We start from the raw sequence: 25,861 nt of genomic DNA on the forward strand, positions 1-25,861 counted from the left end.
GGCATGGCCGAGCAGAAGATGTCTTCGTGGCGGGCCGTCGCCGTCGCGCTTCGCAGCTGGCGAACCGCCTCGGTCAGCCTCCTCTCCTTCTCGTCGGGCCTGCCGCTCGGCCTGGTCTGGATCGCCATTCCCACCTGGCTTGCGCGCGAGGGAGTCGACATCAAGGTCATCGGCCTGTTCACGCTGGTGCAGGCGCCGTGGAGCTTCAAGTTCCTGTGGTCGCCATTGATGGACCGCTACGCGATCCCGCTGCCGGGCATGGGCCGCAAGCTCGGGTGGACGCTGGTGGCGCAGGCCGCGCTGCTCCTTTCGACGCTGGCGCTGGCGAACGTCTCGGTCAGCGCCGATGCGATCTGGGTCGTCGGGTCCCTGACGCTGGCCATCGCCCTGGCATCGGCGACCCAGGACATCGCCATCGACGCCTATGCCGTCGAGGTGCTGCGGCCGCAGGAGCAGGGAGCCGCCGTGGGTGCACGCATCGCGTTGTACCGGGCGGCCATGTTCGTTGCCGGCGGCCTTGCCATCACGATGGCGGGAACGTGGTCATGGCCGGCCGTGTTCGCCGGACTGGCGCTGCTCTATCTTCCGATGGCGGTCGTCACGCTGCTGGCCCCGCGCCCGGACACCGAGACGCTGCCGGCGCCGACGTCGCTTCGCGCGGCGGTCTGGGAGCCGTTCGTCGGCTTCCTGTCCAAGGCGCGCGCGCTCGAGTTGCTCGCGTTCGTCACGCTCTACAAGCTCGCCGACAACCTCGGCGGCGCGCTGGTGCGGCCGTTCCTCGTGCAGACCGGCTTCGACGATTTCGACGTCGGCATCGCCACCGCCACCATCGGGCTGACCGCGACGCTGCTGGGAACGTTTCTCGGGGGCATCCTGACCACGGCGCTGGGCCTCGGCCATTCGCTTTGGTTCTTCGGCGCGCTGCAGGTGCTCTCGAACGCGGGCTACGTCCTGATCGCCTCCGTTGGCGCGAACCGGCCGCTGATGTACGCGGCGATGGGCTTCGAGAGCCTGACCAGCGGAATGGGCACTGGCGCCTTCAGCGTACTGCTGCTGCGCATGACGCAGAAGCAGTTCTCGGCCACGCAGTACGCGCTCTTCTCGAGCCTGTTCGCGCTGCCGCGTCTGCTGGCGGGCCCGGTCACGGGCGTGATGGTGGATGCGATGGGATGGCGAGACTTCTTCCTGTTCACCATTGCCATCGGCATCCCCGGGCTCCTGATGCTGCAGCGCTTTTCGCCGCTGGGCGTGCGCGAGCCTCAGCTCGAAGGCCTGGCCGAAATTGCGCCGCGCCCGGTGACGCGGGCAGATCTGGTACGGCGCGGCGTCATCGGCGGCGCCGCCGGAATGGCGATCGCAGTGGCCTCGATGCTGCTGCTGGCGGTGCTGCGGCAGCGAAAGGCCGCGCCTGCCGAGCCCTTCGACATCACCGCCAACCTCTGGGCGATGCTGCTTCCCACCGACACCGGCGCCGCGCTCGGCCTGTTCGGCGCGGTTCTGTTCGCGCTCGTGCTGGGGCTCGCGAGCGCCGCCACCGCCGCCGCTCGCTCGCGTGACCGGCAGGAGCGGCGCACCGCTTCGCGATGAACAGCGCGGCTCAGCGCCTGGCGCCCCAGGTGTCCCAGTACGTCACCTCGCGTGCCGGAATGCGCTTGGCCGGCTTGAAGTCGTCGCCAGTGAAATAAGCCACCGGCAGCAGCGCGGCCTGCGTGACGTTCCTTGGAATGCCGAGCAGCTCGGCCGCCTCCTGCTCGAACATCAGATGAATCGTGGTCCACGCCGAGCCGAGCCCGCGCGCACGCGCAGCCAGCATGAAGGACCAGACGGCGGGAAGGATCGAGCCGTACATCGACGCCTGCGCGAACTGCGGCGCTTCCTCGAAGCGACCCTCGATGCACGGGATCACGAACACCGGCGCCTGCTCCATCGTCTGCGCCAGATAGACCGCCGAATCGACGACGCGCGGCATCTGCTGCTGGCGCGGATCGTCGGCCGGCCGCTCCTCGCGCGGCATCTGCGCGTACAGCTCGAAACCGCGACGGTACAGGTCCGCCAGTGCCTTCTTCTTGGCCTGATCGTAGATGACCAGGAACGACCAGGTCTGCTGGTTCGATCCGGTGGGCGCCTGAATGGCGATCTCGATGCATTCCTGGATCAGGTTGGGCGAGACCGCGCGCGTGTAGTCGAGGCGTTTGCGGACCGAGCGGGTCGTGGTGAGCAGGCGATCGGCGTCCATCAGGGTCTCCTTGCGGCGGGAGCGGCCGCGGTTGTCCGTGCGCATATGTGCCGAAAAACCGGACCGGCACAATTAGGGCGACGAGCTCAGCGTCGGCGAGTACTGGCGAAGGAGCCGTCGCGTCCACCAGGCGCCGGTGGCGGCGCGAGTGGACGGATCGGAGAAGCGATAGTCGTAGAGCATCGCGCGTACGTGAGCGGGTCGCTGGCCGTCGAACGGATCCTCGGCGAGCAGCTCGCGCACCGATGGCGAGCCGTCGAGAAGACGGCGCTGCAGCTCGAGGATCCAGCCGTTGCGCCGGTAGTCCCCGAGCGCCGCGAACCACATCTGCCAGTCCAGGCGCGGCTGATGCGGCTGCACGAACGCCGGCGCGCGCGTCACGTCGCCCGGCTTCCAGCGAAACTCGTACGCCAGCCACTCGCGTCCGTCGCGGCTGCCCTCGAGGATGATCTCCGGACGCTGGCGCGTCATCCTCGCGAACAGCCCGTAGCTGCTGGTCAGGTGATACGGCTCGATCGCTTCGGCCACGCGGGCGATCGGCCACGGCACGCGCGCTGCCTGACCGAAACGCGCCATCATCTCGGCACCACCCGCGCTGGCCAGCGCCAACGCGAGCACGGCGGCGACGGCGCGCGCCGCGCTGCGGCCCGCCGCGCGGACTCTGGCGGTCGCACGCGGCGGGGGCGCATCGGCTCCGTGCGCGTGCAGCCACAATGCGCGGACGTGCTGCGCCGCAACGCGCGGCTGCAGCCAGCGCGGCAGCGCGGCGTCGTCGAGCACCGACGAGCACAGCACCAGCGTCAGCAGGTTGAAGAACGTGTAGTTGCCGGTGGCAGCGATGGCGAGCTGCAGGAAGGCGAGCGGAACGAACGTCAGCAGACGCGCGCTGCGCGGGCCGAAGACGAAGAAAGGTAGCACCAGCTCGATCGCGAACATCACCGCGGCCGACACCCGGTGCAGCCAGGCAGGCAGGTGGTGCACGTACCAGGCCGTCCACGTCGGCAGCGGCTGCGTCCAGTAGTGGTACTCGAGCGCGGTAAGGTTCCACCACACCGGATCGTTGCTGAGCAGCTTGACCATCCCCGAGGCGAACATCAGCCGGAACAACAGCCAGCGATAGAGCAGGATGACGATGCGCGACGGCTCGTGCGGATGCCGCCACCGCTCCCGAAGCGCCAGCGGCTGGAGAAAGATCGCCAGAAATCCGGCCTCCAGCAGCAGAATGTCCCACTGGAAGGACAGAAAGACGCGGCCGGTGACGAAGAGCGACAGGTACAGCGCCCAGCACGCCAGTGCGGCAGCGAGCGGCGCCAGGCCGAGCAGCCACGCCGCGGCGGCCGTCGCTCCGGTCCAGCAATACGCCGCCAGCGCAGCGTCTCCGTGCCAGAGCCACAGCAGCGTCGGATGGGATCGCCACGCGCCGTCGCCGGCGCGCGTCTGCAGGAACCTCAGGTAGTCGGCGACCGGCAGAATGCCATCGCTGCCGTAGAGGCCCTGGATTTGCACGGCCAGGGATGCGAACGCCACCAGATAGACGAGCGCGACCCCGCGCGAGAGCAGCCACCCCACGCGCGCGTAGCCCGGATCGAAGATGCGCCACCTGGCCACTGGGAAAGCCCGCTCCGCGCTGTTAGCTATCGGATGTGGCCGCTCGGCGCATCATCGTATGCAAGGCCGCCGTGCTCGGCGAGAAGGAAACGGCCAAGTTCCCCATCACCGAGCCGGCTGCGGAGGATGCGGCCGCGGACGGCAAGTCCCCGGCGCGCCAGCCGCCGCGCGAAGGCTTCGTGATCCGCTACGGCGGCAAGCTCTACGCGTATCGCAACGAGTGCCGGCACATCCCCATGACGATGGACTGGGTCGAGAACCGCTTCCTGTCGCGCGACCGCTGCTACATCCAGTGCGCGACCCACGGTGCGCTCTATCAGATCGACACGGGACTGTGCGTGGCGGGGCCGCCGGCGGGCGAGCGCCTGCGCGCGCTGGCGGTCGAGGTGGAAGGCGACGACATCGTCGTCACGGTACCGTAGGGCGCACCGCGGACAGGAGGTCCGTTGAACGATCCTGCCTGCGCTCGATCACGACAGCGGGCAGTTGAGCCGGAGCGAGATGCCGACGGCCGCCTTGAGCGTCGTCAGTGCATCGGCCGCCGTGATGGCACCGCTCAGGTTCACGTCGCAGACGAGGTCGGAGCAGTTCGCCGAGCCCACGGCCGACTTCAGCGTGGACAGCGCATCGACGCTGGTGATGGCGCTGTCGTTGTTGGCATCGCCGCAGCGCGCGATGTGGTTGGTCGAGTAGCCGAGATCCTTGAAGAGGTTGACGGTCAGGCGCAGGTCGCGGATGCCGCTGGTGGCGAACGGCTCCATCAGCTCGTCGGGCGCAAGCTTGGTGTCGAAGTGCGCGACGGAGGAGCCGGGCTCGTACTGCGCCGGCGCATAGATCTGGACGCGACCATCCGGCTTGCGACCCTGCGTCAGGTAGGCGCTGTTGCCTTTGACCGCCGTGCCCGCCCACGCCAGGTCGGGGCCGTTGAGAATGGCCGCCTTGCGCTGCTGGTCGCTCATGGCGACCAGGCTCTTCGGCACCACCGTCGGATCCTCGAGCCAGAACGTGTACGCGTCCGGAAGCGGGTTGCCGCCCGGTGGCGGGTCGAACAGCGAGCCGGTGCTGGGATCGATGAGGTCCAGGAAGCCGACGCCGTGCGCGATCTCGTGCAGCACGACGCTGAGAAAGTCGATGTTGCTGCCGTTGTTGCCGTCGAGGCCGTAGTAGAAGCCGCGCGTCCCCAGTACCGTCGGCCCGTCGACCGAGCTGTTGAACTGGGCGCTCATCTCGGGACGGTCTGGATCGAGGATGCTGTTGAGGTCGTCGTTGGCGAGCTGGTTGGCCAGCGCCGCGGCGTACCACGTGCCGGAACGTGTGGCGTTGAGGAAGTCGCGATGCACGGTGTCCGGTGATGCGCTTCCCAGCAGTGCGCTCGTCTGCGTGCCGCCGAGAGCATCGAACGTGGCGCTGACCACGATGGGAATGTTGCCGTTGAGGCGTGCGCCCCATGCGTCGGCGGCGTACTGGAAGACGTACATCCGCTGCTCGCCCAGAGTATCGCCGGGGTTTCCGCCTATGGGCGCGACGGGCGTGATGTCGTTGAACCCTTCGGCCGGCGAATCATCGTTGCGCACGATGAACTGCACGGCATCGGCCGGGAGCGCCGCCAGCAGCACCACGCCTGCGGCCGATAGGATTGCCATCGCACGCAGCGCGCGCGGCGCCGCGGCCCGAACCATGAAAAGGAGATGCCGGGTCATCGGCCGCTGAACATATCAGAGCCTTCGCAGCCGAGTCACCAGCTTTTCCGGCGACATCGGCAGCCGCGGCGAGATATTTTCAGCTTAGTTCTTCCTTAAAAAGCGTGACCACGCGCTGCCAGGCATCGGCGGCGGATCCGGCGTCATAGTCGGGACGCTCGTCGCAGAAGAAGCCATGACCCACATTCGGGTAGACGATGACTTCGTGCCGCACGCCGGCGCCGGCCAGCGCCTGCCGGATCTTGTCGACGTCGCTCAGGGGGATGTAGCCGTCGTTCTCGCCGAAGAAGCACAGGATCCTGCCGCGGATGTTCCTGGTGCGGTCCAGCGTCGCCGGCGTGCTGGCGATGCCGCCGCCGTAGAAGCTGGCCGCTGCCGCCAGCGGCACCTCCCCGGCAGCCAGATAGGTGAGATGGCCGCCGAAGCAGAAGCCCATCGCACCGATGCCCTTGCCGCCGACGTCGGCACGCGCGCCCAGAAAGTCGTAGGCGGCACGGATGTCGGCGACGAGCTCCTCGGGCCTGACCTTCTGCATCAGCTCGAGCCCTCTGCTCAGGCCTTCCTGGTCATAGTTGAGCTCGATGCCGGGCGCGGTGCGGTGAAACGGCTCCGGCGCAAGCACCACGTAGCCTTCGGCCGCGACGCGGTCGGTGACTGCGCGGATGTGATGATTCACGCCGAAGATCTCCTGAAACAGGATGACGCCTGGGTACTTGCCGCCATCGTCGGGGCGTGACAGGTACGCCGGCATCGAGGCGCCGGCAACGGGAACGGTGACGCGTTCGCTGCGGGTCTTCATCGGGGAACCTCCTGGCGCGGCGTCGGTAGCACGCGGAGCATCGCAATGGAACTGAAGCAGATCAGGTACGTCGTGGAGAACCGCGTCGGCGTCATCACGCTCAGCCGGCCCGACCGGATGAACGCGTTCACCAACCGCATGATGAACGAGATGCTGCACGTCCTCGACGAGGCCGCGCGCGACGACTCCGTGCGCGTGCTCGTCGTCACGGGTGAAGGGCGCGCGTTCTGCGCCGGCGCCGACCTCGGCGCCGGCGGCAAGACTTTCGACGCCGAAGCTGCGGGGGAAGAGGTCGGACTGACCGGCCATCGCGACGGCGGCGGGCGCGTTTCGCTTGCACTGTTCGCTTCGCGCAAGCCGGTGATCGCGGCCATCAACGGCGCTGCCGTCGGTGTCGGCATCACGATGACGCTGCCGATGGACATCCGCGTCGTCGCCGAGGATGCCAAGATCGGCTTCGTTTTCGCGCGGCGTGGCATCGTGCCGGAGGCGTGCTCGTCGTGGTTCCTGCCTCGCATCGTCGGAATCAACAAGGCGGTCGAGCTGTGCGTGACCGGACGCGTGTTCCGCGCCGCCGACGAGAAGGAATCCGGTCTGTTCAACTACGTCGTTCCCGCCGATCAGGTGCTGCCCAAGGCGATGGAGCTGGCGCGCGAGATCGCCGACAACACCAGCGCCGTCTCGGTCGCGCTGGCACGTGCGCTGCTGTGGCATGGGCTCGGGCAGCCCGATCCGCAGCATGCGCACCTCGTCGACTCCAAGGCGATCTTCGCGATGGGCCGCAGCCCCGACGCATACGAAGGCGTGCAGAGCTTCCTCGAAAAGCGCCAGCCCAACTTCACGATGAGCGCCTGGAGCGACATGCCCGAATTTTATCCGTGGTGGATCGAGCCGAAAGTGTGAGACTGGGGTCCGATCTCGCGTTGCAGCTTTTTTCTGTGCTGCGTCCAAATCCTCGAATGCAAGACCTGATCCCATGAAGCTCGGGAGCGTGCATATCTTCGAGTCGCCGCCGGGGATCGGCGACGGGCGCGCGATCGCCGAGCAGATGGAGCTGATCGTGCGCGCCGAAGAGCTCGGCTACGACTCCGCCTGGATCGCCGAACATCACTTCAGCGACTACGGGGTCTGCGGATCGCCGGCCGTCATCATGGCCGCGGCCGCCGCTCGCACGCACCGAATCCGCCTGGCCTCGGCCGTCAGCGTGCTGAGCCTTCATCACCCGGTGCGCCTGGCCGAAGAGTTCGCGCTGCTCGATCATCTGTCGGACGGGCGCGTCGAAATGGGCGTCGGGCGCGGGTACCAGCAGCACGAGTTCGCCGGCTACGGCGTGGATCCGGCAACCTCACGCGAGCGCTTTCACGAAAGCCTCGAGCTCATGAAACGGCTCTGGACCGAGCCGCAGGTCACGCACGATGGGCGCTACTGGAAAGTCGCCGGCGCCAGCCTGCGGCCGCGGCCGCTGCAGCGGCCGCATCCCCCGCTTTGGATGGCTTGTCTGTCACCGGCCAGCTTCGAGCCATGCGGTCGCGACGGCTATCACCTCTTGTGCGCGCCGGTGTTCGGCTTCGATCCCGCCGGCGGCGCCGCGCAAGTCGGCGATTGGCGTGCAGGCCTGCGAAAGAGCCGCATCGCGCCCGAGAGCCGGGAGGTAGGCGCGCTCGTCATCACGTATGTGGCCGACACGCGCGCCGCGGCCGAAGCCGATCTCAAAGATCACGTCCTGTGGTACTACCGCACGCTGGCAGCGCAGGTGGCCGCCGCCGGGGCGCCGTCGCAAGGCTACGAGACCTACGCGCAGGCCCGCGACTTCCTCGCCACCGTCGACTGGGACACCGCCCTTCGTCGCAACGCCGTCATCTGCGGCAACCCCGACGACGTTGCTGCGCAGATCGACCGTATCCGCCGCGCCTGCGGCATCACCACCTATCTGGCCTGGACGAGAATCGGCGGCCTGCCCGTCGACAAAGCCACGCGCAGCATGGAGCTGCTGTCCCAAGAAGTCCTACCCCAGCTCAACGGCTGAGTGCGAATCAGCGGCAGCAGATCGGGTGCTAGGCGCGGCCGTCGGCACGATCGGGCCGACATTCGGGAAACTCGGCAATCTCGCGCAGCCAGTCGTAGGAGTACATCCCCGTCGAATGCCCATCCGCCCACAGGAAGCGAATGGCATAGCGGCCGACGCCTTCGTGTCCGACGAGCATCGGATCATCGACTTCGATGAAGCGCGTCTGTCCGGAATGTCCCTGGCATTGCGCGCACGGGCACCAGCCGCGCAGTCCGCCGTAGGTGTACTCGGTCGTCGCGCCGTCGCTCCAGCGCACGCGCGCAATGCGAGCGGCGTCGTCGCGCGTGATCTCCACGGGCTCGGGGCCGTAGAGGTCGGCGCGCAGCTTCTCGAGGCTCTCTTCGACCGATCGCGCCAGCGACAGGAACGCCGTTGCCGCCGGATGCGAGGGCTCGGCGATGACGATGGGCCGTCCGGCGTCGCCGGTCTCGCAGACCCTGGCATCGATGGGCACTTCGGCGAGGACCGGCGCACCGACCGCTCGCCCGATCTCCTCCGACCTCTGCGTCCCGAACAGCTCGTCGCGCGTGCCGCATTTCGGGCAGGCGTAGCCCGACATGTTCACGACCACGCCGAGAATGGGCGTGCTCAGGCGGCGGAACATCGCAACGCCTCGCGTGACGTCGGCAAGCGCCACGTCCTGCGGCGTCGTCACGATGACGCCGCCGTCGAGCGGGACCTCCTGGGCCAGGGTCAGCGGGATGTCGCCCGTCCCGGGAGGCAGATCGACGATCAGGTAGTCGAGCTGGCCCCAGGCCACCCCGCGCAGAAACTGCTTGGTGGCGCTCATTGCCATGGGCCCGCGCCAGACCACCGGCGCCTGGTCGTCGAGGAAAAAGCCCATCGACATGATCGAAACGCCGTAGGCGTCCACCGGATGCATCAGGCGCTTGTCGGGGTCGGGCCTGGGCATCTCGCTGACGCCGAACATCATGGGAGCGCTTGGACCGTAGATGTCGACGTCGGCAAGGCCGACGCGGCGGCCGAGCGACTGCAGGGCCAGGGCCAGGTTGGCGGCCACCGTCGACTTGCCCACGCCGCCCTTGCCGCTGGCGACGGCGATGATGCGCTGGACCCCTTCGAGCCGCGGCTGGCGCGAGACCGACGGCTGCGGCTGCGCCTCAGGCATGGCCGACGACCCCGGCTCCAACCTGCACGCCTTCGATGACGCGGTCGGCCAGATCGACGAAGGCGGCCGCCGCTGCGCTGGCAGGCTCGGCGGCAACCACGGGCGCTCCGGCATCGCCGGCCTCACGCACGCCGCGGACGAGAGGAATCGAGCCGAGCAGGCTCAGTCCGACGCGCTGTGCCATGGCGGCGCCGCCGCCGTGGCCGAAGATGTGCGCCTCGGCACCGCAGCCCGGGCACACGTGAAAGCTCATGTTCTCGACGACACCCAGCACCGGAACCTGCGCCTGCTGAAACATTTTGAGCCCCCGCTCGACATCGGCCAGAGCGACGTCCTGGGGCGTCGTGACGATGATTCCGGCGTCCATGGCCAGGGTCTGCGTCAGCGTCATCTGGATGTCGCCGGTACCGGGCGGCAGATCCAGGACCATGACGTCGAGCTCGCCCCAGGCGACATCCATCAGGAACTGGTTCAGGGCCTTGGTCAGCATGGGCCCGCGCCAGATCAGCGGCGCCCCTTCCCCGACGAAAAACCCCATGGAAACAAGGCGGACGCCGTATCGCTCGGCCGGCACGAAGCGGCCTTCCTCATCGCTGGCGCCGGCCTGACCGGGCCCGACTCCAAACATGGTCGGCATGCTCGGGCCGTAAAGATCCGCGTCCAGAAGCCCGACACGAAGCCCCCGCCGCGCCAGCGCCACCGCCAGGTTGGAGGCGACGGTCGACTTGCCGACGCCGCCCTTGCCGCTGGCTACGGCAACGATGCGCCGGACGCCCGGCAGACCCTTGGGCCCCTTGCCCATGGCCTTGGCCAGATCGCGCGCCTGCGCCCCGGCATCGGCCTGCTGGCGCTCGATGACGACTGCCGCCGGCGGAATCCCTTGCAGAGAAGCCAGCGCCTGCTCGACTCCTGAGACGATCTGGCGGGCGACGTCCGCATTTTCCGTCAGCACGTTCAGACGGACTTCGAGGCGATCCGGCGTAAGGGCGATGCTTTTGATAACGCCGAAGGAGACGATATCTCGCGTGAAGCCGGGATACTTCACGGACTTCAGATGCTCTCGGATGTCGCTCTCGGTCATCGGTCTCCGTAAATGATGGCAGGAGCAGACCGTTTACAAACGCATCTGTGGTTTTCAATTCCTCAGAAATCTGCAATCTTAGCGGCGGCATCCAGGGACGTCCGTCGTCCGCTGAAGTCAAGCTCGAACGTACCGCCAGCCGGGGGGCTCAGGTCGAATGTACAGAGGGATTTCCTTGAACTGGGACGCCCTCTTAGGATAGACGCGAAGGTCGGCACGGCTCGCTCTGCCTGTCGTCAACACGACCAAACAGCTGGATTGAGAAGGGATAACGATGGGATTGCGACGCTTCTTCCGAAACGCGGCTCTCGGCCTCACGCTGACGACGCTCATGACTCCGACCGCGGCGTCGGCTCAGCTGTGTCCTGGTGAAGGCGAGGATTTTCCGTTCCTTTCGGATTCGGAATTCATCTGCCTGCGCACGAGCTTCCTGGCCACGCTCGAGTACTTCAACACGTTCATCGACGCCCGCCAGGACTGCTTCTTCAAGGAGATTGCGGGCGTGGAAGAGCCCGGCAAACTCGACTGCCTCGCTCCCATCACCAACGAAGAGCCGGGCACGACCAACGACGAGCAGACCGACCGTCGCCTGCGCGCGGCCGAAGCGCGCATGACGCGCCGGATCCTGACCCACTGCTCGGGCATCGACCTGACCAACCTCGGCTATCCCGGCTTCTGCTCCGATCCCGATGGCGCGCCGTACACTGCCTTCGATCACAACGTCTGCCTGCTGACGCGCGCCAAGTCGCTGGGAACGTTCCTGCTGGACGTGGAGCACCCGCCGTTCCCGGGCCATCTCTCCACCGCCGAGCAGATCTGCCAGGACACCATCGCCCGCAACTCGGCCAACATGACGCGCGCCGAAATCGAGTGGCGCGGCCGCTGCCTGCTCAAGCAGGCCGTGCGCGCCATCGACCTGCCGCCCGAGATCGACTGCCGTCGCGAGCGCGATCCTCAGGATCCCGACACCGGCCGTCCCTACACCGACGAGCGCGTGGTCGAGGCCCACAACTTCCTGCTGCGCGGCATCCCGAACAGCTGCCCGGCCATCGATCTGGAGAACCTGAACTTCCCCCATCGCTGCGAGTTCCCCGACAACGACTCGGTGTTCCCGCTGCCGGCGCTCGTGGAGTGCATGTTCGAGTTCCACCACCACGACGTGTTCCGCTTCCTCGACATCTTCTTCCCGTGCAGCAGCAAGTGCGGCAACGGGCAGCTCAACGTCGAGGAGGAGTGCGACGACGGCGACAACGAGACCGCCTCCGGCGACTTCTGCCGCATCGATTGCACGCTCATCGACTGCGGTGACACCAACGACGACGGCGTCCACGACGCCACCGACGCGCTCTACATCCTGAACGCGGCGGTGGGCCTGCAGAGCTGCACCCTGCTGATCTGCGACGTCACCGGCGATTTCCGCATCCGCGCCTCCGACGCGCTGCGCGCGCTGCAGTTCGCCGTCGGCCTGCCGGTGCTGCTGCAGTGCCCCGACGTCAGCGTCACCTGCGGCAACGGCTTCCTCGAGGTCAAGGAAACCTGCGACGACGGCGACACCGACTACGATAACGGGGACTTCTGCAACTCCGCCTGCCTGCTGGTGGACTGCGGCGACACCGACGACAGCGGCGCGGTCAACATTCTGGATGCTCAGTACATCCTGAACGCGAGTGTCGAGAACGTGCCCTGCACCGACTTCATCTGCGACGTCACGGGCAACGAAACGGTCAATTCGACGGACGCGCTGCGCGCCTTGATGCACAGCGTGGGACTGCCGGTGCTGTTCGAGTGTCCGGCGCCGCCGCCGACTCCGCCGGCTCCGCCTGTCGAGTAGCAACCCGCGAGCGTGACAGCAGGAAGGGCGCTCTCCGCCAAGGAGAGCGCCCTTTCTTTTTGCGGCCGGTGGAGTGTTGCCTGAGGAGCCGACGGACGACGATGGCGGCCCTGCTGCGTTGTCGGCGAGGTCGCGTGGTCAGCGGGCCCTCGAGCCCGCCTCCGCGCGCTCCTCTCGCGTCCGCCTCGCATCTGGGCCACCATCGCCGCCCGCGCTCGTTCGAACAAGAAGAAGAGCGCGAGCTTCGCCGCGCGAAAGATTCTGGGAGGTCGTCAATGGATCTGGGACTGGTGGGCAAGGTTGCGTTCATCACTGGTGGGGCGTCGGGGCTCGGCAAGTGCACGGCGGAGATGATGGCGGCGGAGGGCGTCTCCGTGATGTTGGCGGACGTCAATGAGGGGATGCTCGAGAGTACGCGCGCAGCGCTTGCTGGCACGGGCGCGCAGGTCGAGGCGGTGCGGCTGGATGTTCGAGATCTCGGTGCGTGCCGCAAGGCGATCGACGGAACCATCGCGCGCTTCGGCAAGCTCGACATCCTGGTCAATTCGGCGGGCATCGGTGGGTCGGCTTCCTTCTTCGTCCAGACCGATCCGGAGGAGTGGCAGGATCTGATCGGGATCAACCTGCTCGGCGTGATGAACTGCTGCCGGGCGGCCTCCGACCACATGATCGAGCGGCGGTATGGCAAGATCGTATCGATCGCTTCGGAGGCCGGACGCGCCAACGAGAAGCGAATGGTGGTGTACGGCGCGACCAAGGGCGGCGTGATCTCGCTGACGCGCGGGCTGGCGCTCGAGCTGGGCCGCTACTCGATCAACGTCAATGCCGTCTGTCCGGGCGTGACCAAGACGCCGATGACCGCCTACATCGACGAGGAAATGGAGAAGCAGGCCTCCAGATTCTATCCGCTCGGCCGTCTCGGCGTGCCCGAGGACATCGCGCCGATGATCACGTTTCTCGCCTCCGACCGTGCCTCCTGGATCACCGGTCAGGCCATCAGCGTCAGCGGCGGCTTCGGCCGCGCGTGATGGAAGCCGCGCCGCACCGTCGGCGGCGCGCTCAGCCTACCGTCGGCGGCCGCTTTGCCGGCCGCGCCTTGCGGCCGCGCGTGCGCGGAGAGCTGCCGAGGATCTGATTGACGAACGCGCGAGCGGCCCGCATGTAGCGCTCGCGCTCGCTCTCGGAAAGGCCGGGGTTCTCGCTGGCGAGATTTCGCTCGAACTTGTCGAGCTGCTGCTCGAGCAGCACGCGCAACAGGGTCTGGTCCAGGTCCGAGGCCGGCATGGCGGTCCTTATAGCGGGAGCGCTCCCTGCGACGGAAACGCCGCTTGCAGAGCGCACACCAGCGAGCCGCGCAGGCGGCGCGGCGGCGTTGCTCCCGTACGCATTCGCACGCCGCGTCACCTTGAAGCGCGCCTCACCTTTCGCGTAGCCGCGGCGGTGAGGCGACCGGCTTCTTCAGGCGGCGCGCCGAACGAACAGCGACAAGAAGAAGCACGACACCGCCACCAGCACGATGGCGCCGCCGGCAGCCACATCGAGCTGGTAGGACAGAACCAGCCCGGCAATGCCGCTGAGCGCGCCCAGCGCCATCGACATCGCGATCTGACGGCGGAAGTCCAGTGTCCAAAGCGCAGCCGTGGCGGCCGGCACGACCAGAAGCGCTTCGATCAGCAGCACGCCCACCACGCGAACGCCGGCGACGATCGTCACCGCCAGAACGACCAGCAGCAGCGCGTCGAGAAGGTCGACGGGCCGGCCGTAGACGCGCGCCACTTCCTCGTCGAAGGCGATGAACAGCAGCTCACGAAACGCGGCGAAGACGATGAGCGCGACCACGCCCGCCAGCACGGCGATCCCCGCCAGCTCGCCGGGAGAGATCGCCAGCACGCTGCCGAACAGGTAGCCGAACAGATCTTGCTGGAATCCGTGACGCAGGCTCAGCAACACCAGCCCGAGCGCCATCGATGCCGAAAGAAACACGCCGATGATGGCATCCTCGGACACGCGCCGGCTGCGGCCGATCCAGAACATTCCGAGCGCCACCGCCACAGCGAACAGCGCGGCCGACAGGCGCGGGTCGATGCCCAGCAGCAGCCCCACGGCCACGCCGCCTACCGCCGAGTGCGAGATGCCCACGCCGATGAACGCGAGGCGGCGCAGGACAACGAAGAAGCCCAGCAGGCCGCACAGCAACCCCACGATCACGACCGCCGCCAGCGCCCGCTGCGCGAACGCGAACTCCAGCATCAGCTTCCGCTCCGCCTCTGCCCATGCTGCGCGCCATCGTCGTCGACACCGGCGCCGACGTGATGGCCGCCGTGGTGGGCGATCTCGCCGCGCAGGAAGTCGAACTCGCACGAATACGCCTCGCGCAGCGCGTGGCTGTGCACCACGTCCTCGGGATTGCCGTGCACGTGCATGACGCGGTTGATGCAGATGAGCTCGCTTGCCTGCCCGGCCAGGGCCAGCAGATCGTGCGAGACGCACACGACCGTCAGTCCCAGGTCGCGCTGAAGGCGCAGGAGCAGCCCGTAGAATTCGAGCTCGGATGGCAGATCCAGGCCGACGGTGGGCTCGTCGAGAACGAGCAGCCGCGTCCCTGCGCACAACGCCTGGGCCAGCAGGGCGCGCCGCATCTCGCCGCCCGAAAGGCGTCCGATGGAGCGGTCGGCAAGATGGTCGATGCCGACGTGAATCAGGCTTTCCCGCACTTCCTGCCAGTCCGCCCGCGCCGGAAGCCGCAGGCGCCCGATACAGCAGAGCCGCCCCATCATGACGATGTCGGCGACGGTGGCCGGGAAGTTGCGCGGCACCGCCGCGCGCTGCGGCACATAGCCGATGGAATGCGCGTCCTCGCCGAGCCGCGCGGGCGTGTGTCCGAGCACCTGGATCGATCCGGATCGGACGGGCACCAGCCCGAGCAGCGCCCGCAACAGCGTGGTCTTGCCGGCACCGTTGGGCCCGATGACTCCGAGAAACGCGCCTTCGCGAACGCGAAAGGAAATGTCCTCGAGCACGACGCGCCCGTCCAGTTCGACGTTCACGTGATCGAATGCCACTGCGTCCATGGGGAGCGCGCGACTATGGGGGCAACCTCATCGCCAGGCAACCGGTCACGCGCTGCGCGTCACGGCTTCTCGCACTGGCCCGCCCGCTCCCGCTCGGCTAGAAGAATCGGATGGGCCGCAAAGCGAGAGACAAGAAGGACAGAGCCAGGCCGCTGCCGGCGGCATCGACGGCGATGCCGGCGACGACAACCGCCGCAGGCGACACCATCCCGGCGGCCGGTGCAGCGACTCCCGCCGCGCCCGCCGCAACGGCTGCACCCGCCGCACGAGCGGTTGCCGCTTCTGCACGACGCGCGCGAGCGACCCGGCTGGTGACGATGCCGCCACGCGCGGCTCTCTGGGCAGGCATTCTGGCGCTGATCGTCGCCGTCTCGTACGCGAACTCGCTGGAGACGCCGTTCGTTCTGGATGACCCTCTGCACATCACCAAGAACCCGCGCATCCAGCGCCCGCTCGACATCGGCAGCCTGTTTCGCGACACGCGCGCCACCGTCACCGCGTCACTGCGGTTCAATTATTCTTCCAGCGGCCTCGACGTCACCTCCTACCATCTGCTGAACGTGGTCGCGCACCTCTTCACGGGCTACCTGGTCTTCCTGTTCTCGTACGTCACGCTGCGGCTTCCATCGATGGGCGGGCGCTTCGAACGCAGCGCCGACGGCATCGCCGCCGCCGTTGCCGCGATCTTCCTGCTGCATCCGATCCAGACCGAAAGCGTCACCTACGTGATCCAGCGCTCCGAGATCTTCGCCTCCGGCGCGTTGGTGGCGGCGCTGCTGGCCTTCATCGATGCGACCGACCTGCGCCGTCGCGGCGCCCTGGCTGGCCTGGCCGCGGCGTGCCTGTTCGGCGCCTACAGCAAGCCGATGTTCGTGGTGGTGCCGGCGGTGCTGGCCGCCTACGATTTCTGTTTCCTGTCCCGCAACATTCGCGGGATGGCCGAGCGCGGGATCGGTTACGCGATCGCCATCGTCAGCTCCATCCTGGTGCTGGTGCTGTCGACGCGGTCGGGCAGCTTCTCCGGAACGACGGCCGGCTTCGACGTCGAGGGCATCACGCCGATGCAGTACCTGGCCACACAGTTCGGCGTGGTCGTCTACTACCTGCGAGTCGCGTTGTGGCCGGACCGGCTCTGCTTCGACTGCGGCTATCAGGGGCCATGGCCGGTGCTGGCCTCTCCGCTGGGCGACAGCGTCATCCTTCCGCTGGCGATCCTGCTCGGCCTGCTCGTGCTCGGCGCGGCGTTGTGGCGCAGCTACCCGCCCGTGCTGTTCGCCGTGCTCGGCAGCGCGTTCGTCCTGGCACCGAGCTCGAGCATCGTTCCGCTTGCGGACTTCTACGTCGAGCATCGGATGTATCTTGCGATCGGTCTGATGGCGCTGGCCCTGGTTCCCCTCGCCCATCAGGCCACGGCAACTCTCGGCCAGCGCCTGGGTCTGCAGGCCGAATCGATGAAGAAGGGCCGACTTGCCCTTGCCGGCGCCGTCTGCGTGGTGCTCGGACTGCTGACCCTGCAGCGCAACACCGTCTATGCCGACAAGCTCGTGCTCATGCAGGACACGCTCGCCAAGGCGCCCAACAGCGAACGCGTGCAGTACAACATCGCCAACGAGTACGGCCGGCGCGGGCAGCGCGAAAAAGCGATCGAGCATTACAAGGAAGCGATCCGCATCGCCCCGGGAATCGTTCGCAGCTACATGAACCTCGGCTCGCTCTACCTCAAGAACAATCAGGTCGAGGAGGCGCTGCAGACCTTCCTCGGCGGCGTGAAGGCAAAGCCCCACAACGCCATGGCGCATCGCAATGCGGGCTCGGCCTATCTTCGACTGGGCAAGCTGCAGGAGGGCCTGGCATCGATCGAGCGTGCGATCGCGCTCGATCCCGGCAACGCCAACGGCCATAAGCTGCGCGGGCAGGCGCTGCAGGCGCTCAGGCGGACCGACGAAGCTCGCGAGGCCTTTCGCCGGGCCAGCGAGCTGAACCCGGGCGACGCCGACCTCAAGGCCAGGCTCGAGCAGCTCGGCGGCTGAGCCGCGCCGGCCGCCGCGACCGCAGGCCGGCGAAATCACGCGCCATCGTTCGCCCACCGTCTTGCTCACGGGACCGCCAGCGGAATACGATCGGATGCACCGATACAGGAGGCGCCGATGAGCTCTCGCGTGTGTGCCCGTCCGATGTTCCGCGCCGTCTGCGCGTTCTGGCTCGTCACGATGCCGGTCGCGGCCCTGGGCGAAAGCGTCGTCCTCTACTCGAACGACTTCGAGACCCCCAACGTTCCGCTCGTCGTCAACTGCGGCAACTCACTCGACGCGCGCGGCGTCAACTTCCTCTACGGCAACGAGGAGTTCGTCTACAACCAGGTCCATTCGGTCGAGGCGGTGCTGATCGACGATCTCTCGGACCTCTACACCGATCCCGAAGGCATAGCCGGCGATGTCGCCCTCGGAATGCTGTCGTCGGCACAGAACGACCTTCTGGCGCTGACGTTCGACCGGCAGGGCTTTCGCTATTTGAACGTCGGCTTTCACCTCTCCTCCATCGACGTCAGTGGGTGCGGCGGCCCCTTCGGCGTGGCGGTCCCGGTCATGGCGGTGAGCCTGCTGGACAGCCCGGGAGGCACGTTCAACTTTTCGCAGACGGCGCTCGATACGGGATTGGCGACGGGCGAGGCTGCACCAGACCAATGGACGTTCCACTGGACGTTCCAGATCGTCACGCTCGATGCCGATGGCGCCACCGATGATTTCGTCTCGGTGCTGTTCGACCTTGCCCAGAGCGGCTATGCAGCGTTCGACAACCTCTCGATCGTCGCCTCCGATACGATCGGCATCGTCGACAGCGACGTCGATGGTGTTGCCGACGACGTCGACAACTGCCCGACCATTCCCAATCCGGACCAGGCGGACGAGGACGACAACGACATCGGAGACGTCTGCGACTGCCCGCACGACTGCGCCGATCCTGCCGAGGCATTCGGAAAGGTGACGGCCACCGATGCGCTGCACGTGCTGCGCGCAGCCGTCGGCACGGCCATGTGCCACGTGTGCGTCTGCGACGTCGATGACTCGGGTGCCATCGTGGCGTCGGACTCGCTGCGAACGCTTCAGTTCGCCGTCAACCTGCCGGTCGACCTGAACTGCCCCGAGTTCGGCGGCTTCTGACGTCGAATCCGCTGATGCGATGGGCACGTGTCGCTGGCGACGTCTGCCGAGCTGCGCCGAGTCTCACCCTTCGCGTGTCGGCGGCTTGTGACACGGCATCCGCTGATGCCGCGGCCGTACGGGCTGACTGCGCCTACGTCGTTCCGCCACCGCAATCGGCGAGCACCTGTGCCGCGTGCGTGCCCGGCTCCACATCCGCATATGCCTTGAGGATCTTGCCGTCGGAGCCGACCAGGTAGGAGATTCGCCGCGCCGTCCGCGCATCGGCGGCATCGGCCGCGCCGACAGCCACCGCCAGCTTGCGGTCGGTGTCGGAGAGCAGGCGGAACGGCAGCGACTCCGCCTCGGCGAAGCGCTTGTTCTCCGCCGGATCGTCGAAGGAGACGCCGAGAATGACCACCCCAGCCTTCTCGAGCTCCGCATAGTTGTCGCGCAGGCCCTGGGCCTCGATGGTGCAGCCCGGCGTCATGGCCTTGGGGTAGAACCACAGAAGGTACCGCTTGCCGGCAAGGTCGGCCGAGCGGACGGTCTTGCCTTCATGGTCGACCAGCTCGAACGCCGGCATCGTCTGCCCCTGCTCGAGCATCGGTGATGCGTGGACGGCGCCGGCCATGATCAATGCTGGAACGATGGACGCTAGGAAGGTGGGGTAACGCATGTGGCCTCCGTGGGGTCCGCATCGGCGGGCGGTTCCAAGGAGGGTCTCACTGCGTCGGTCGAGAGCAAACGTGCGGGTCGAGAAGTAGGCAGCGGGTGGGCGGGCGACCGGATGCAGCAGGCGGGCGCGAGGCCCACCTGCTGCATCCCGCTGCGTCCGCGGCTAAAAAAGCGTGCCGCCGTCGGGAAGCGTGGTGGTCGTCGTTGGCGGTACGGTCGTCGTGGTCGGCGGTACCGTCGTCGTCGTCACCACCGGCAACGTCGTGGTGGTTGCCGGCAATGTCGTGGTGGTCGCCGGCAACGTCGTCGTCGGCGGCGGCACGGTTGTCGTGGTGACCTCCGGCAGCGTGGTCGTCGGTGTCGGCACGGTGGTGGTCGGCGCCGGCAGCGTCGTCGTCGTCGGGCCTGGCTGCGTCGTCGTGGTCGTGGTCGGCACGGCGCCTTCGACCGCCGGCGTGCAGAGCCGCTTCGCCTTGAAGAACTTCTTGATCGAACGGCTTCCGAACTGGTCGGTCACCACCGTCGGCTCGATGTCCTGGGCCGGGCACTTGATCTTGTAGCAGACGCGTCCGCCGCTCAGATCCGGACCGTTCAGCTCGACGGGCGATCCGCCGTCGAGCTCGGTGACCGTCTTTTGAACCGGAACGCACCACTCGCGCGCCTTCGGCTTGATCTCGCATCGCTGCAGGCCGTACTTGTCGACCTGAGCCTGCAGATCGGCCTCGGCGCTCTTGAACATCTTCGTGTCCAGGATCCTGTAGCACTTGAGGTGGTCGAACGTGTCCTGCGCGGCGGCGTCGCCGGCCGCGGCCACGATCACGAACGCCGCAAGCGCGGCGCATGCCCGGCAGGTGATTGGCAGCTTCCTCGGTTTCATCGCGTGCACTCCTTCTCTCATGGGACCGTAGTCGTCGTGGCCGGTTGCTGCGTCGTCGTCGGAGCCGGCACGGTGGTGGTCGTGTCCGGCAGCGTCGTCGTCGTATCGGGCAAGGTCGTCGTCGTCGGTGCCGTCGTCGTCGTCGGCGATGGCTGTGTGGTGGTGGTGGTGGTCGGCAGGCCCTCGATGGCAGGCGTGCACAACCGCGTCGGCTTCTCGCTCAGCACGCGGACCGAGCGGGTTCCGAACTGATCGGTCACGACCGTCGGCGCGATGTCTTCGTCGGGGCAGAAGACGCGGTAGCAGAGCCGCCCCATCGTCTGATCCTCGCCGTCCAGCTCGATCGGCGTTCCGTCTTCGAGATCGGTCACCGTCTTGCGAACCGGGACGCACCAGCGACCGGCCTTGCGAGCGATCCTGCAGTTGTGCAGGCCGTACTTCTCCGATTGCGCCTGCAGGTCCGCATGCGCCTTCTTGAACATGTTGGTGTCATTGATCCGATAACACTTCAGGTGATCGGACGGAGCGTCCTGCGCCGGCGCCTGGCCGGGTGATATGGCCATTGCGGCGCTCAGCATCGCGGCGCAGCAGGGCGTAACGATTGTCGACATCAGCTTCATTGGGTTCTCCTCGTGGCGGTGCATTGCCGCTGCTTGCTGAGTCGTGAGTCTGAAACGTCGAGCCCTGCTGTCCAGGCGGTTGCCCGGATTCTCTCGAAGGAATTGCCACAAAGCCGCGGCATGGTGGGGGCCGCGGCCCCCAATCATGCGGTCGCGCCGGCTCTGCCGCGTGCCTGCCGCGCTCGTCACGCGATGGCCGCCGCTGCGTGGGGACGTACTACGGACGCACCTGAGACGCCGTCGCTGGGGGAGCGTGGGATGGCGGCGTCGCGGGCGGCACCGCCTCACGGGTCTGAATGGAGACGTGAGTCAGGTCGAGCTCACACGCTATCGGCGCGCGGAGATCAATTCGATGATGTGCCCGTCGGGGTCCTTCGCCCACATCTGGCCACTCGTTTCGAAGTCCAGCACCTCGATGCCGTTGCGCTGCAACGTGGCAAGCATCGCCGCGTGATCGTCGATCGCGAACGCGGCATGACTGGCCAGCGGGTTCAGCTGCGGCGGCGCGGTTCCGGCGTCGAAGTCGGCGGGAACTTCGATCAGATGCACCTGCCCGTCGCCGACCTTGAGCCAGGCGCCCGGAAAGCCGAGATCCGGCCGCGCGGTCTGCTCGAGCCCCAGCACCTCGCAGTAGAAGTGAAGCGACCGCTGCAGATCGCGCACCGCGAAGGAAACGTGGTCGATGCTGCGAAGACTCATTGGCCGTCTCTATTCCCCGCTGCCGGCGGTCTCAACTGCCGCTGGACTTTCGGTGCACGATCCGCGTACATCGCCGGTCGTGAAAGATCGCTTCCTCGAGCAGACATGCGCGACGGCTGCACGTCGCGGCGGCCTCTGTCGAAGGCGGCGCCGAGTGGCGGCAGCCGGCAACGCATTGCGCGCCTGGCATGCCGCGATGATCTGCGCCTGCCTTTCGGCCGCACCTGCCCTCGCTGTGACCGAAAAGATCGACGTCGTTACCTCGATTCCACCCCTGGCGATGCTGGCCAGGGAGGTCGGCGGCGAGCACGTCGACATCACCGCGCTGCTCGGCGGCGCGAGCACGCCGCACAGCTACTCACCGCGTCCGTCCGATGCGGTCGCGGTGTCGCGCGCCGACCTGGTCGTGTTCGTCGGCGGCGGCCTCGACGACTGGACGCGCGACCTGCTCGATGCCTCCGGCAAGGCGCTGGTCGTGGAGCTGCTGCCGGCCAACGGCTCCGATCACGGGCACGACCACGCGCACGGTCACGCCGCCGACCCGCACGTCTGGCTGGATCCGGCCTGGACACGCGACGATCTCGTTCCCGCACTCGTACGGTCGCTGTCGCAGCTGAAGCCGCAGGCCGCAGCACGCTTCGAGGCACAGGGCCGCATCGTGCGCGAACGGCTGACGAATCTGGAGGAAGACATCCGCCAGATGTTCCAGAAGGCGACGATGCGCAAGTTCGTCGCGTTCCATCCGGCGTGGGGACGCTTCGCTGCGAGGTTCGACCTTCAGCCCATCGGTGCCATCGAGGAAAGCGGCGGTGAGGAGCCGACTCTGCGAAGCCTGGTTGCCACGATGCGTGCGGCGCGCTCCGCGGGCGTGCGCGCGATTCTGGTGGAGCCGCAAATGAATCCGCGAGTGGCCGTGACGTTGGCCGACGAGCTCGGCGCCGGCGTCGTCACCGTCGACCCGTACGGCGACCTCGACAGCTTCGACCGCGATACGTACCAGGATCTGATGATGCTCAACGCCGCGGCATTCGCACAGGCATTGGCGGTCAGCAGCGAATAGCTCCGCCGACACGGTACATTTCGACGGCACCGGCGCGCATGCGCGCGCTGCGGCCGGCATCGCTGGCTCTCCGGCTCAGATGCCGCCGCGAGTGCCTACCGTCGAACCACGGCCGCCGCGCACGCACACGAACGGACGCGAGGACGTCTTGGACGCGCTGTCGACGCCGAACACATTGAAACTCACCGTGACCGCCATGCTCGTGTCGAGCTCCTCCTCGTTCGCCGTCCAATAGTCGTTGCTGATGCTGACGCTCGCGAAGGGGTGCCCCGGCGGCAGGGCCGGTGCCGTCTGCGTCGGATCGACGAGGCTCGTGAGCTCCTCGACCGCGGGAAGGCGCCAGCCGGCTCGCCCGCCGACGGTGCTCAAAGCGCACTGTCGAAGCGCGGCGCGAAAGGTCGCCGAACCGTTCCAGGTCAGCTCCCAGACCAGGCCCGTCTCCCTGTCCACGACGGCCTCGCCTGCAAACGCCGGCAGCACCTTGAACCGAGCCTGCGGTGGCTTGACCGTGTCCCACGACGGCAGCTTGGCCAGCGCCACCGTCACCGAGCAGAGGAAAACCGCGATGAACAGCGAGGTCGTTTTCGCACGCGACATGGACGTTCCTCCTTCGATTGCTGCCGGGAACCGGCCCTGCACACACTGACACGCACCCTCTCGACCAGGTAGAGGGTCGCGGGCCAGACCGAGGATCAGAAGGCGAAGTCGGCGTCGGCCTGCAGCTGCTCGAGATCGAGGTACGTCTGCTGCTCCTGCGTCGGCTGTCCGGGCACGAGGGCGCGGATCGTATAGTCGCAACCCGGCAGCAGACGGGCGAACCGATAGCGGCCGTCACTGCGCGTGCGGCGCCGTCGCCAGTGCGTCTCGTCGTCGCAGCGAAGCCGGACCACCTGGCCGGGCAGCGGCTGCCCGTTCATGGTGACGACGCCGGCGATGCGGCCGAGCGGCACCGAATGAAGCGCGGCGGCGGCATCCAGATCGAAGCCGCCCTTGGTGCCGGGGAACGAGTGATTGCCGTAGTCGTCGACCTCATCGCCGGCGTCGGTCAGGCGGACGTAGCGAACCAGGTCGATGCCGAGCGCGCCGATGTCGAATCGATCGCCGCCGGCGGCCTGCGAAAGCGGATCGATGTTATTGCTCGAGGCGGCGAACACGGGCGCCTGTCCCGCCAGCCCCTGACCGCTTTGTGGGTCATGCGGAAACCGCAGCCAGTTGCGGCCGTCGCGGCTGACCTCGACGAACGCGTACTCCGTGAACAGCGGTCCCTCGCTGCTGCCGGCATGGAAAGCGTTCTCGAAGATCACGAGATCGTCGCCCGGCCCGTCCATCACCGCATTGTCGTCGAAGGAGACGACGATGCTGCCGCCCTTGCCGAGCGAGACCACGTCGAGCGATCCCTGATCGGCGCCCAGACCTTCGGGACGCCCGAGAACGATGTCCGGCAGCCGGTCGGCGCCGAAGCCGGCGGTAATGCCGGGGCTGAAGGCGCGCACGCGATCCAGCCACGCATCGCCGGCGCGCGGCTTGGTGAGGGCGGCCGCCGCACGCGCCGGCGACGGATGCTCGTCGCTGAGCCGCGCGAGGCACGGCGCCGCGCGCGCGCCTGCCCGCTGGCGACTTGCGCTCTGCGCAACGTCGGCCGCCGCACCCGCCGGCAGCAGGCCGGCGAGCGCGGCGGCGATCATCGCAGCGGTTGCGATCCGTCTCATGCGGCGGGCTGACAGATGAGCCGGACCAGATCGGTGTCCGTCCGAGCCGGCGTGCCACTGCTCGTCGCGCGGACCTTGACCAGGCCCTTGCCCGCGCGCGTCCCCGCGCTGCGCAGCTCGACGCGAACACCGTCGGTGAACACGCACGTCGGGTCCGAGTTCGGCAATTGGTTCTGCAAAGCGCTCGCACCGAGCCCGGCTGCCGAGCCGGCCGGAACCGACTTGATCAGCTCGAAATCGGAAATGCCGGGCGATTCGCAATCCTCGAAGCGCTCGTCCGGAACGTTGACGCAAAGGCCGACGGGGAAGGTGCAGCCGCCGTCGACGGCGCCGTCGGCATCGCAGGCATCGCCGTCGGTGCAGATCGCGAAGCGGGCTTCCTTCTCCGGGTCGGGGCTGACGAGCTCGACGCCGTAGAACTCGTGCATGCATTCGGTATCGGTGCGGCCGCGGCCCGGCACCAGCGAGGCCACGGGGATGAGACGGTGCACGCTCTTGTCGTCATCGTCGCCGGTGAAGGACGAGGCAAGGAAGCTGACGCGCTGCCCGCCCGCGCGCATCGAAATGCCGCCGCCGAAGGCGGCAAAGCCGCTGCCGCCGTCCAGCCCCGTCACCAGCGGCGACGGCACACCGCCGACCGGCACCCGCACGATCGTGTCGTTGCCGGTGACGGCGAAGGCGCCGTCGGGCAGTAGCGCGACGTCGATGGAGCCGTGCGCGTAGGTCGGGCCGGAGATCGTCTGCAGGAAGGTTCCGTTCTCGTCGAACTCGTGCAGCGAGTTGTTGAACGCTCCCTCGTGCGACTCGGCAACGACCGCATGATCGCCGTACTGCAGGACGCCGCCGGTGTAGTCGAAGCTGCCCGCGAACGTGCTCATCGCCGGCGGCATCGTCGACATGTCGAGCTCGATCACGCTTCCGCTGCCGCCGCCGGCGGCATTGGTGACCAGCAAGTTTCCGTGAAACGGCGCGATCGACGATGCGAAGGGAATCGAGCCCGCGGGCAGCAGCTCGTTCGCTTCATCGACGGTGTCGGCGACCGCCTGGCCGTCAATGACGAAGACCGTGTCGCCGGTGGTGGCACCGGCGTAATCGCCGCCGTTGTCGGTGACGAAGAGCAGATCGGCATCGCGATCGTACCAGCAGTCGCCGATCGCATTGAGGCCGGTGGCCACGACCGTCTCCTGGCCGCCTTCGGTGACGAAAACGATGCTGCGCGTTGCGGCTGCCGGAGGGAACGACTGCGCCGGTCCCACGCCGACGAAGACGCCGCCGTTGCCTTCGGCGATGCAGCCTTCGGTCAGCTGCGAGAGCACGGTGCGAGCGTACACGTAGCCCGAGGCGGGCACCGTCGAATGCGAAATGGATGGGAACGCAACGAGACAGGCCGCGACGCAGGTCGCGATCGGGAACGGTTTCATGAGCTTCTCCTCTTCCGGCCCACGCCGGAATGGGCATCGGGCGGCACGACCACGCGGAGAAGAGAACCGGCGGATTCCGGACGCGAAACGAACGGGAGGCAGGCGGCGCAGGTCCCGGTCGTTCCTCCTCCCAC

Annotated in this window: 24 protein-coding genes and 1 pseudogene; 9 read left to right on the plus strand and 16 right to left on the minus strand. The window is 67.6% G+C overall.

The window, feature by feature from the left end:
• Positions 1-3: 3 nt before the first annotated feature.
• The gene (locus VEC57_08455; GenBank protein ID HYB99157.1) at positions 4-1,587 is read left to right on the plus strand and encodes an MFS transporter; all 1,584 of its coding nucleotides are present in this window, start codon (positions 4-6) and stop codon (positions 1,585-1,587) included.
• Between the two features lie 10 nt (positions 1,588-1,597).
• On the opposite strand, the gene VEC57_08460 is transcribed toward VEC57_08455, so the two are convergent.
• Both VEC57_08460 and VEC57_08465 read right to left on the minus strand, forming a co-directional pair.
• The gene (locus VEC57_08460) at positions 1,598-2,236 is read right to left on the minus strand and encodes a nitroreductase family protein (protein ID HYB99158.1); all 639 of its coding nucleotides are present in this window, start codon (positions 2,234-2,236) and stop codon (positions 1,598-1,600) included.
• A gap of 72 nt (positions 2,237-2,308) precedes the next feature.
• The gene (locus VEC57_08465) at positions 2,309-3,844 is read right to left on the minus strand and encodes a lipase maturation factor family protein (protein ID HYB99159.1); all 1,536 of its coding nucleotides are present in this window, start codon (positions 3,842-3,844) and stop codon (positions 2,309-2,311) included.
• Between the two features lie 35 nt (positions 3,845-3,879).
• Between VEC57_08465 and VEC57_08470 the strand changes: the two genes are divergently transcribed.
• Positions 3,880-4,266, plus strand: coding sequence for a Rieske 2Fe-2S domain-containing protein (locus VEC57_08470; GenBank protein ID HYB99160.1), 387 nt, complete (start codon positions 3,880-3,882; stop codon positions 4,264-4,266).
• 48 nt (positions 4,267-4,314) lie between these two features.
• Here the strand turns inward: VEC57_08470 and VEC57_08475 are convergent, their stop codons facing one another.
• Positions 4,315-5,487, minus strand: coding sequence for a hypothetical protein (locus tag VEC57_08475; protein ID HYB99161.1), 1,173 nt, complete (start codon positions 5,485-5,487; stop codon positions 4,315-4,317).
• Between the two features lie 136 nt (positions 5,488-5,623).
• Entirely contained in the window at positions 5,624-6,343 is a 720-nt protein-coding gene (locus VEC57_08480) for a dienelactone hydrolase family protein (GenBank protein HYB99162.1), read from the minus strand.
• Positions 6,344-6,388: 45 nt separating this feature from the next.
• On the opposite strand from VEC57_08480, the gene VEC57_08485 reads away from it, so the two are divergent.
• Positions 6,389-7,246 carry a crotonase/enoyl-CoA hydratase family protein gene (locus tag VEC57_08485; GenBank protein ID HYB99163.1) on the plus strand — a complete coding sequence of 286 codons (858 nt, stop codon included), beginning with the start codon at positions 6,389-6,391 and terminating at the stop codon, positions 7,244-7,246.
• A gap of 73 nt (positions 7,247-7,319) precedes the next feature.
• Positions 7,320-8,369, plus strand: coding sequence for an LLM class flavin-dependent oxidoreductase (locus tag VEC57_08490; GenBank protein ID HYB99164.1), 1,050 nt, complete (start codon positions 7,320-7,322; stop codon positions 8,367-8,369).
• Between the two features lie 28 nt (positions 8,370-8,397).
• Here VEC57_08490 and VEC57_08495 read toward each other — a convergent pair whose 3' ends face one another.
• Entirely contained in the window at positions 8,398-9,540 is a 1,143-nt protein-coding gene (locus VEC57_08495) for a P-loop NTPase (protein ID HYB99165.1), read from the minus strand.
• Positions 9,533-10,621 (minus strand): Mrp/NBP35 family ATP-binding protein, encoded by a 1,089-nt coding sequence (locus tag VEC57_08500; protein ID HYB99166.1) that lies wholly within the window; start codon positions 10,619-10,621, stop codon positions 9,533-9,535. Before VEC57_08500 ends, VEC57_08495 begins: the two co-directional genes overlap by 8 nt.
• A gap of 274 nt (positions 10,622-10,895) precedes the next feature.
• Between VEC57_08500 and VEC57_08505 the strand changes: the two genes are divergently transcribed.
• Both VEC57_08505 and VEC57_08510 read left to right on the plus strand, forming a co-directional pair.
• Positions 10,896-12,452 carry a hypothetical protein gene (locus VEC57_08505; GenBank protein ID HYB99167.1) on the plus strand — a complete coding sequence of 519 codons (1,557 nt, stop codon included), beginning with the start codon at positions 10,896-10,898 and terminating at the stop codon, positions 12,450-12,452.
• Between the two features lie 275 nt (positions 12,453-12,727).
• Positions 12,728-13,480, plus strand: a complete 753-nt coding sequence (locus tag VEC57_08510; protein HYB99168.1) for an SDR family NAD(P)-dependent oxidoreductase — start codon at positions 12,728-12,730, stop codon at positions 13,478-13,480.
• Positions 13,481-13,511: 31 nt separating this feature from the next.
• Here VEC57_08510 and VEC57_08515 read toward each other — a convergent pair whose 3' ends face one another.
• From VEC57_08515 to VEC57_08525, 3 genes are all read right to left on the minus strand, one after another.
• Entirely contained in the window at positions 13,512-13,736 is a 225-nt protein-coding gene (locus VEC57_08515) for a hypothetical protein (GenBank protein ID HYB99169.1), read from the minus strand.
• A 174-nt stretch (positions 13,737-13,910) separates the two neighbouring features.
• Positions 13,911-14,702: a metal ABC transporter permease gene (locus VEC57_08520; GenBank protein ID HYB99170.1), complete on the minus strand. Its 792-nt coding sequence runs from the start codon at positions 14,700-14,702 to the stop codon at positions 13,911-13,913.
• A complete protein-coding gene (locus VEC57_08525; GenBank protein HYB99171.1) occupies positions 14,702-15,523 on the minus strand; it encodes a metal ABC transporter ATP-binding protein in 822 nt (273 codons plus the stop codon). Before VEC57_08525 ends, VEC57_08520 begins: the two co-directional genes overlap by 1 nt.
• Before the next feature lie 317 nt (positions 15,524-15,840).
• Here VEC57_08525 and VEC57_08530 point away from each other — a divergent pair, with 317 nt between their 5' ends.
• Complete coding sequence (locus VEC57_08530; protein HYB99172.1) at positions 15,841-17,553, plus strand: tetratricopeptide repeat protein; 1,713 nt, start codon at positions 15,841-15,843, stop codon at positions 17,551-17,553.
• A 798-nt stretch (positions 17,554-18,351) separates the two neighbouring features.
• Positions 18,352-18,684, plus strand: a pseudogene (locus VEC57_08535) (thrombospondin type 3 repeat-containing protein).
• A 133-nt stretch (positions 18,685-18,817) separates the two neighbouring features.
• Here VEC57_08535 and VEC57_08540 read toward each other — a convergent pair.
• The 4 genes from VEC57_08540 to VEC57_08555 form a co-directional block, all read right to left on the minus strand.
• Complete coding sequence (locus VEC57_08540; GenBank protein HYB99173.1) at positions 18,818-19,297, minus strand: peroxiredoxin; 480 nt, start codon at positions 19,295-19,297, stop codon at positions 18,818-18,820.
• A 207-nt stretch (positions 19,298-19,504) separates the two neighbouring features.
• Positions 19,505-20,218 carry a hypothetical protein gene (locus VEC57_08545; GenBank protein ID HYB99174.1) on the minus strand — a complete coding sequence of 238 codons (714 nt, stop codon included), beginning with the start codon at positions 20,216-20,218 and terminating at the stop codon, positions 19,505-19,507.
• Positions 20,219-20,235: 17 nt separating this feature from the next.
• Positions 20,236-20,838, minus strand: a complete 603-nt coding sequence (locus VEC57_08550) for a hypothetical protein (GenBank protein HYB99175.1) — start codon at positions 20,836-20,838, stop codon at positions 20,236-20,238.
• Between the two features lie 327 nt (positions 20,839-21,165).
• On the minus strand, positions 21,166-21,537 hold the full coding sequence (locus tag VEC57_08555) for a VOC family protein (protein HYB99176.1): 372 nt from the start codon (positions 21,535-21,537) through the stop codon (positions 21,166-21,168).
• A gap of 154 nt (positions 21,538-21,691) precedes the next feature.
• On the opposite strand from VEC57_08555, the gene VEC57_08560 reads away from it, so the two are divergent.
• Positions 21,692-22,597: a metal ABC transporter substrate-binding protein gene (locus tag VEC57_08560; protein ID HYB99177.1), complete on the plus strand. Its 906-nt coding sequence runs from the start codon at positions 21,692-21,694 to the stop codon at positions 22,595-22,597.
• Between the two features lie 75 nt (positions 22,598-22,672).
• On the opposite strand, the gene VEC57_08565 is transcribed toward VEC57_08560, so the two are convergent.
• From VEC57_08565 to VEC57_08575, 3 genes are all read right to left on the minus strand, one after another.
• Positions 22,673-23,194 carry a DUF1566 domain-containing protein gene (locus VEC57_08565; GenBank protein ID HYB99178.1) on the minus strand — a complete coding sequence of 174 codons (522 nt, stop codon included), beginning with the start codon at positions 23,192-23,194 and terminating at the stop codon, positions 22,673-22,675.
• Between the two features lie 95 nt (positions 23,195-23,289).
• Positions 23,290-24,306: a carboxypeptidase-like regulatory domain-containing protein gene (locus tag VEC57_08570; GenBank protein ID HYB99179.1), complete on the minus strand. Its 1,017-nt coding sequence runs from the start codon at positions 24,304-24,306 to the stop codon at positions 23,290-23,292.
• Positions 24,303-25,727: a hypothetical protein gene (locus VEC57_08575; GenBank protein ID HYB99180.1), complete on the minus strand. Its 1,425-nt coding sequence runs from the start codon at positions 25,725-25,727 to the stop codon at positions 24,303-24,305. Before VEC57_08575 ends, VEC57_08570 begins: the two co-directional genes overlap by 4 nt.
• Positions 25,728-25,861: the final 134 nt, after the last annotated feature.

Source organism: Candidatus Limnocylindrales bacterium (assembly GCA_035626395.1).
GTDB lineage: Bacteria > Desulfobacterota > Binatia > UBA1149 > CAITLU01 > DASPNH01.

What these genes read in the sequence shown, in the direction of transcription:
- VEC57_08480 (HYB99162.1), bottom strand. Translation starts at nt 6,343, where the DNA reads ATGAAGACCCGCAGCGAACGCGTCACCGTTCCCGTTGCCGGCGCCTCG.
- VEC57_08500 (HYB99166.1), bottom strand. Translation starts at nt 10,621, where the DNA reads ATGACCGAGAGCGACATCCGAGAGCATCTGAAGTCCGTGAAGTATCCC.
- VEC57_08545 (HYB99174.1), bottom strand. Translation starts at nt 20,218, where the DNA reads ATGAAACCGAGGAAGCTGCCAATCACCTGCCGGGCATGCGCCGCGCTT.
- VEC57_08515 (HYB99169.1), bottom strand. Translation starts at nt 13,736, where the DNA reads ATGCCGGCCTCGGACCTGGACCAGACCCTGTTGCGCGTGCTGCTCGAG.
- VEC57_08565 (HYB99178.1), bottom strand. Translation starts at nt 23,194, where the DNA reads ATGTCGCGTGCGAAAACGACCTCGCTGTTCATCGCGGTTTTCCTCTGC.
- VEC57_08475 (HYB99161.1), bottom strand. Translation starts at nt 5,487, where the DNA reads ATGGCAATCCTATCGGCCGCAGGCGTGGTGCTGCTGGCGGCGCTCCCG.
- VEC57_08550 (HYB99175.1), bottom strand. Translation starts at nt 20,838, where the DNA reads ATGAAGCTGATGTCGACAATCGTTACGCCCTGCTGCGCCGCGATGCTG.
- VEC57_08525 (HYB99171.1), bottom strand. Translation starts at nt 15,523, where the DNA reads ATGGACGCAGTGGCATTCGATCACGTGAACGTCGAACTGGACGGGCGC.
- VEC57_08460 (HYB99158.1), bottom strand. Translation starts at nt 2,236, where the DNA reads ATGGACGCCGATCGCCTGCTCACCACGACCCGCTCGGTCCGCAAACGC.
- VEC57_08570 (HYB99179.1), bottom strand. Translation starts at nt 24,306, where the DNA reads ATGAGACGGATCGCAACCGCTGCGATGATCGCCGCCGCGCTCGCCGGC.
- VEC57_08555 (HYB99176.1), bottom strand. Translation starts at nt 21,537, where the DNA reads ATGAGTCTTCGCAGCATCGACCACGTTTCCTTCGCGGTGCGCGATCTG.
- VEC57_08490 (HYB99164.1), top strand. Translation starts at nt 7,320, where the DNA reads ATGAAGCTCGGGAGCGTGCATATCTTCGAGTCGCCGCCGGGGATCGGC.
- VEC57_08575 (HYB99180.1), bottom strand. Translation starts at nt 25,727, where the DNA reads ATGAAACCGTTCCCGATCGCGACCTGCGTCGCGGCCTGTCTCGTTGCG.
- VEC57_08455 (HYB99157.1), top strand. Translation starts at nt 4, where the DNA reads ATGGCCGAGCAGAAGATGTCTTCGTGGCGGGCCGTCGCCGTCGCGCTT.
- VEC57_08505 (HYB99167.1), top strand. Translation starts at nt 10,896, where the DNA reads ATGGGATTGCGACGCTTCTTCCGAAACGCGGCTCTCGGCCTCACGCTG.
- VEC57_08520 (HYB99170.1), bottom strand. Translation starts at nt 14,702, where the DNA reads ATGCTGGAGTTCGCGTTCGCGCAGCGGGCGCTGGCGGCGGTCGTGATC.
- VEC57_08495 (HYB99165.1), bottom strand. Translation starts at nt 9,540, where the DNA reads ATGCCTGAGGCGCAGCCGCAGCCGTCGGTCTCGCGCCAGCCGCGGCTC.
- VEC57_08510 (HYB99168.1), top strand. Translation starts at nt 12,728, where the DNA reads ATGGATCTGGGACTGGTGGGCAAGGTTGCGTTCATCACTGGTGGGGCG.
- VEC57_08485 (HYB99163.1), top strand. Translation starts at nt 6,389, where the DNA reads ATGGAACTGAAGCAGATCAGGTACGTCGTGGAGAACCGCGTCGGCGTC.
- VEC57_08530 (HYB99172.1), top strand. Translation starts at nt 15,841, where the DNA reads ATGCCGCCACGCGCGGCTCTCTGGGCAGGCATTCTGGCGCTGATCGTC.
- VEC57_08540 (HYB99173.1), bottom strand. Translation starts at nt 19,297, where the DNA reads ATGGCCGGCGCCGTCCACGCATCACCGATGCTCGAGCAGGGGCAGACG.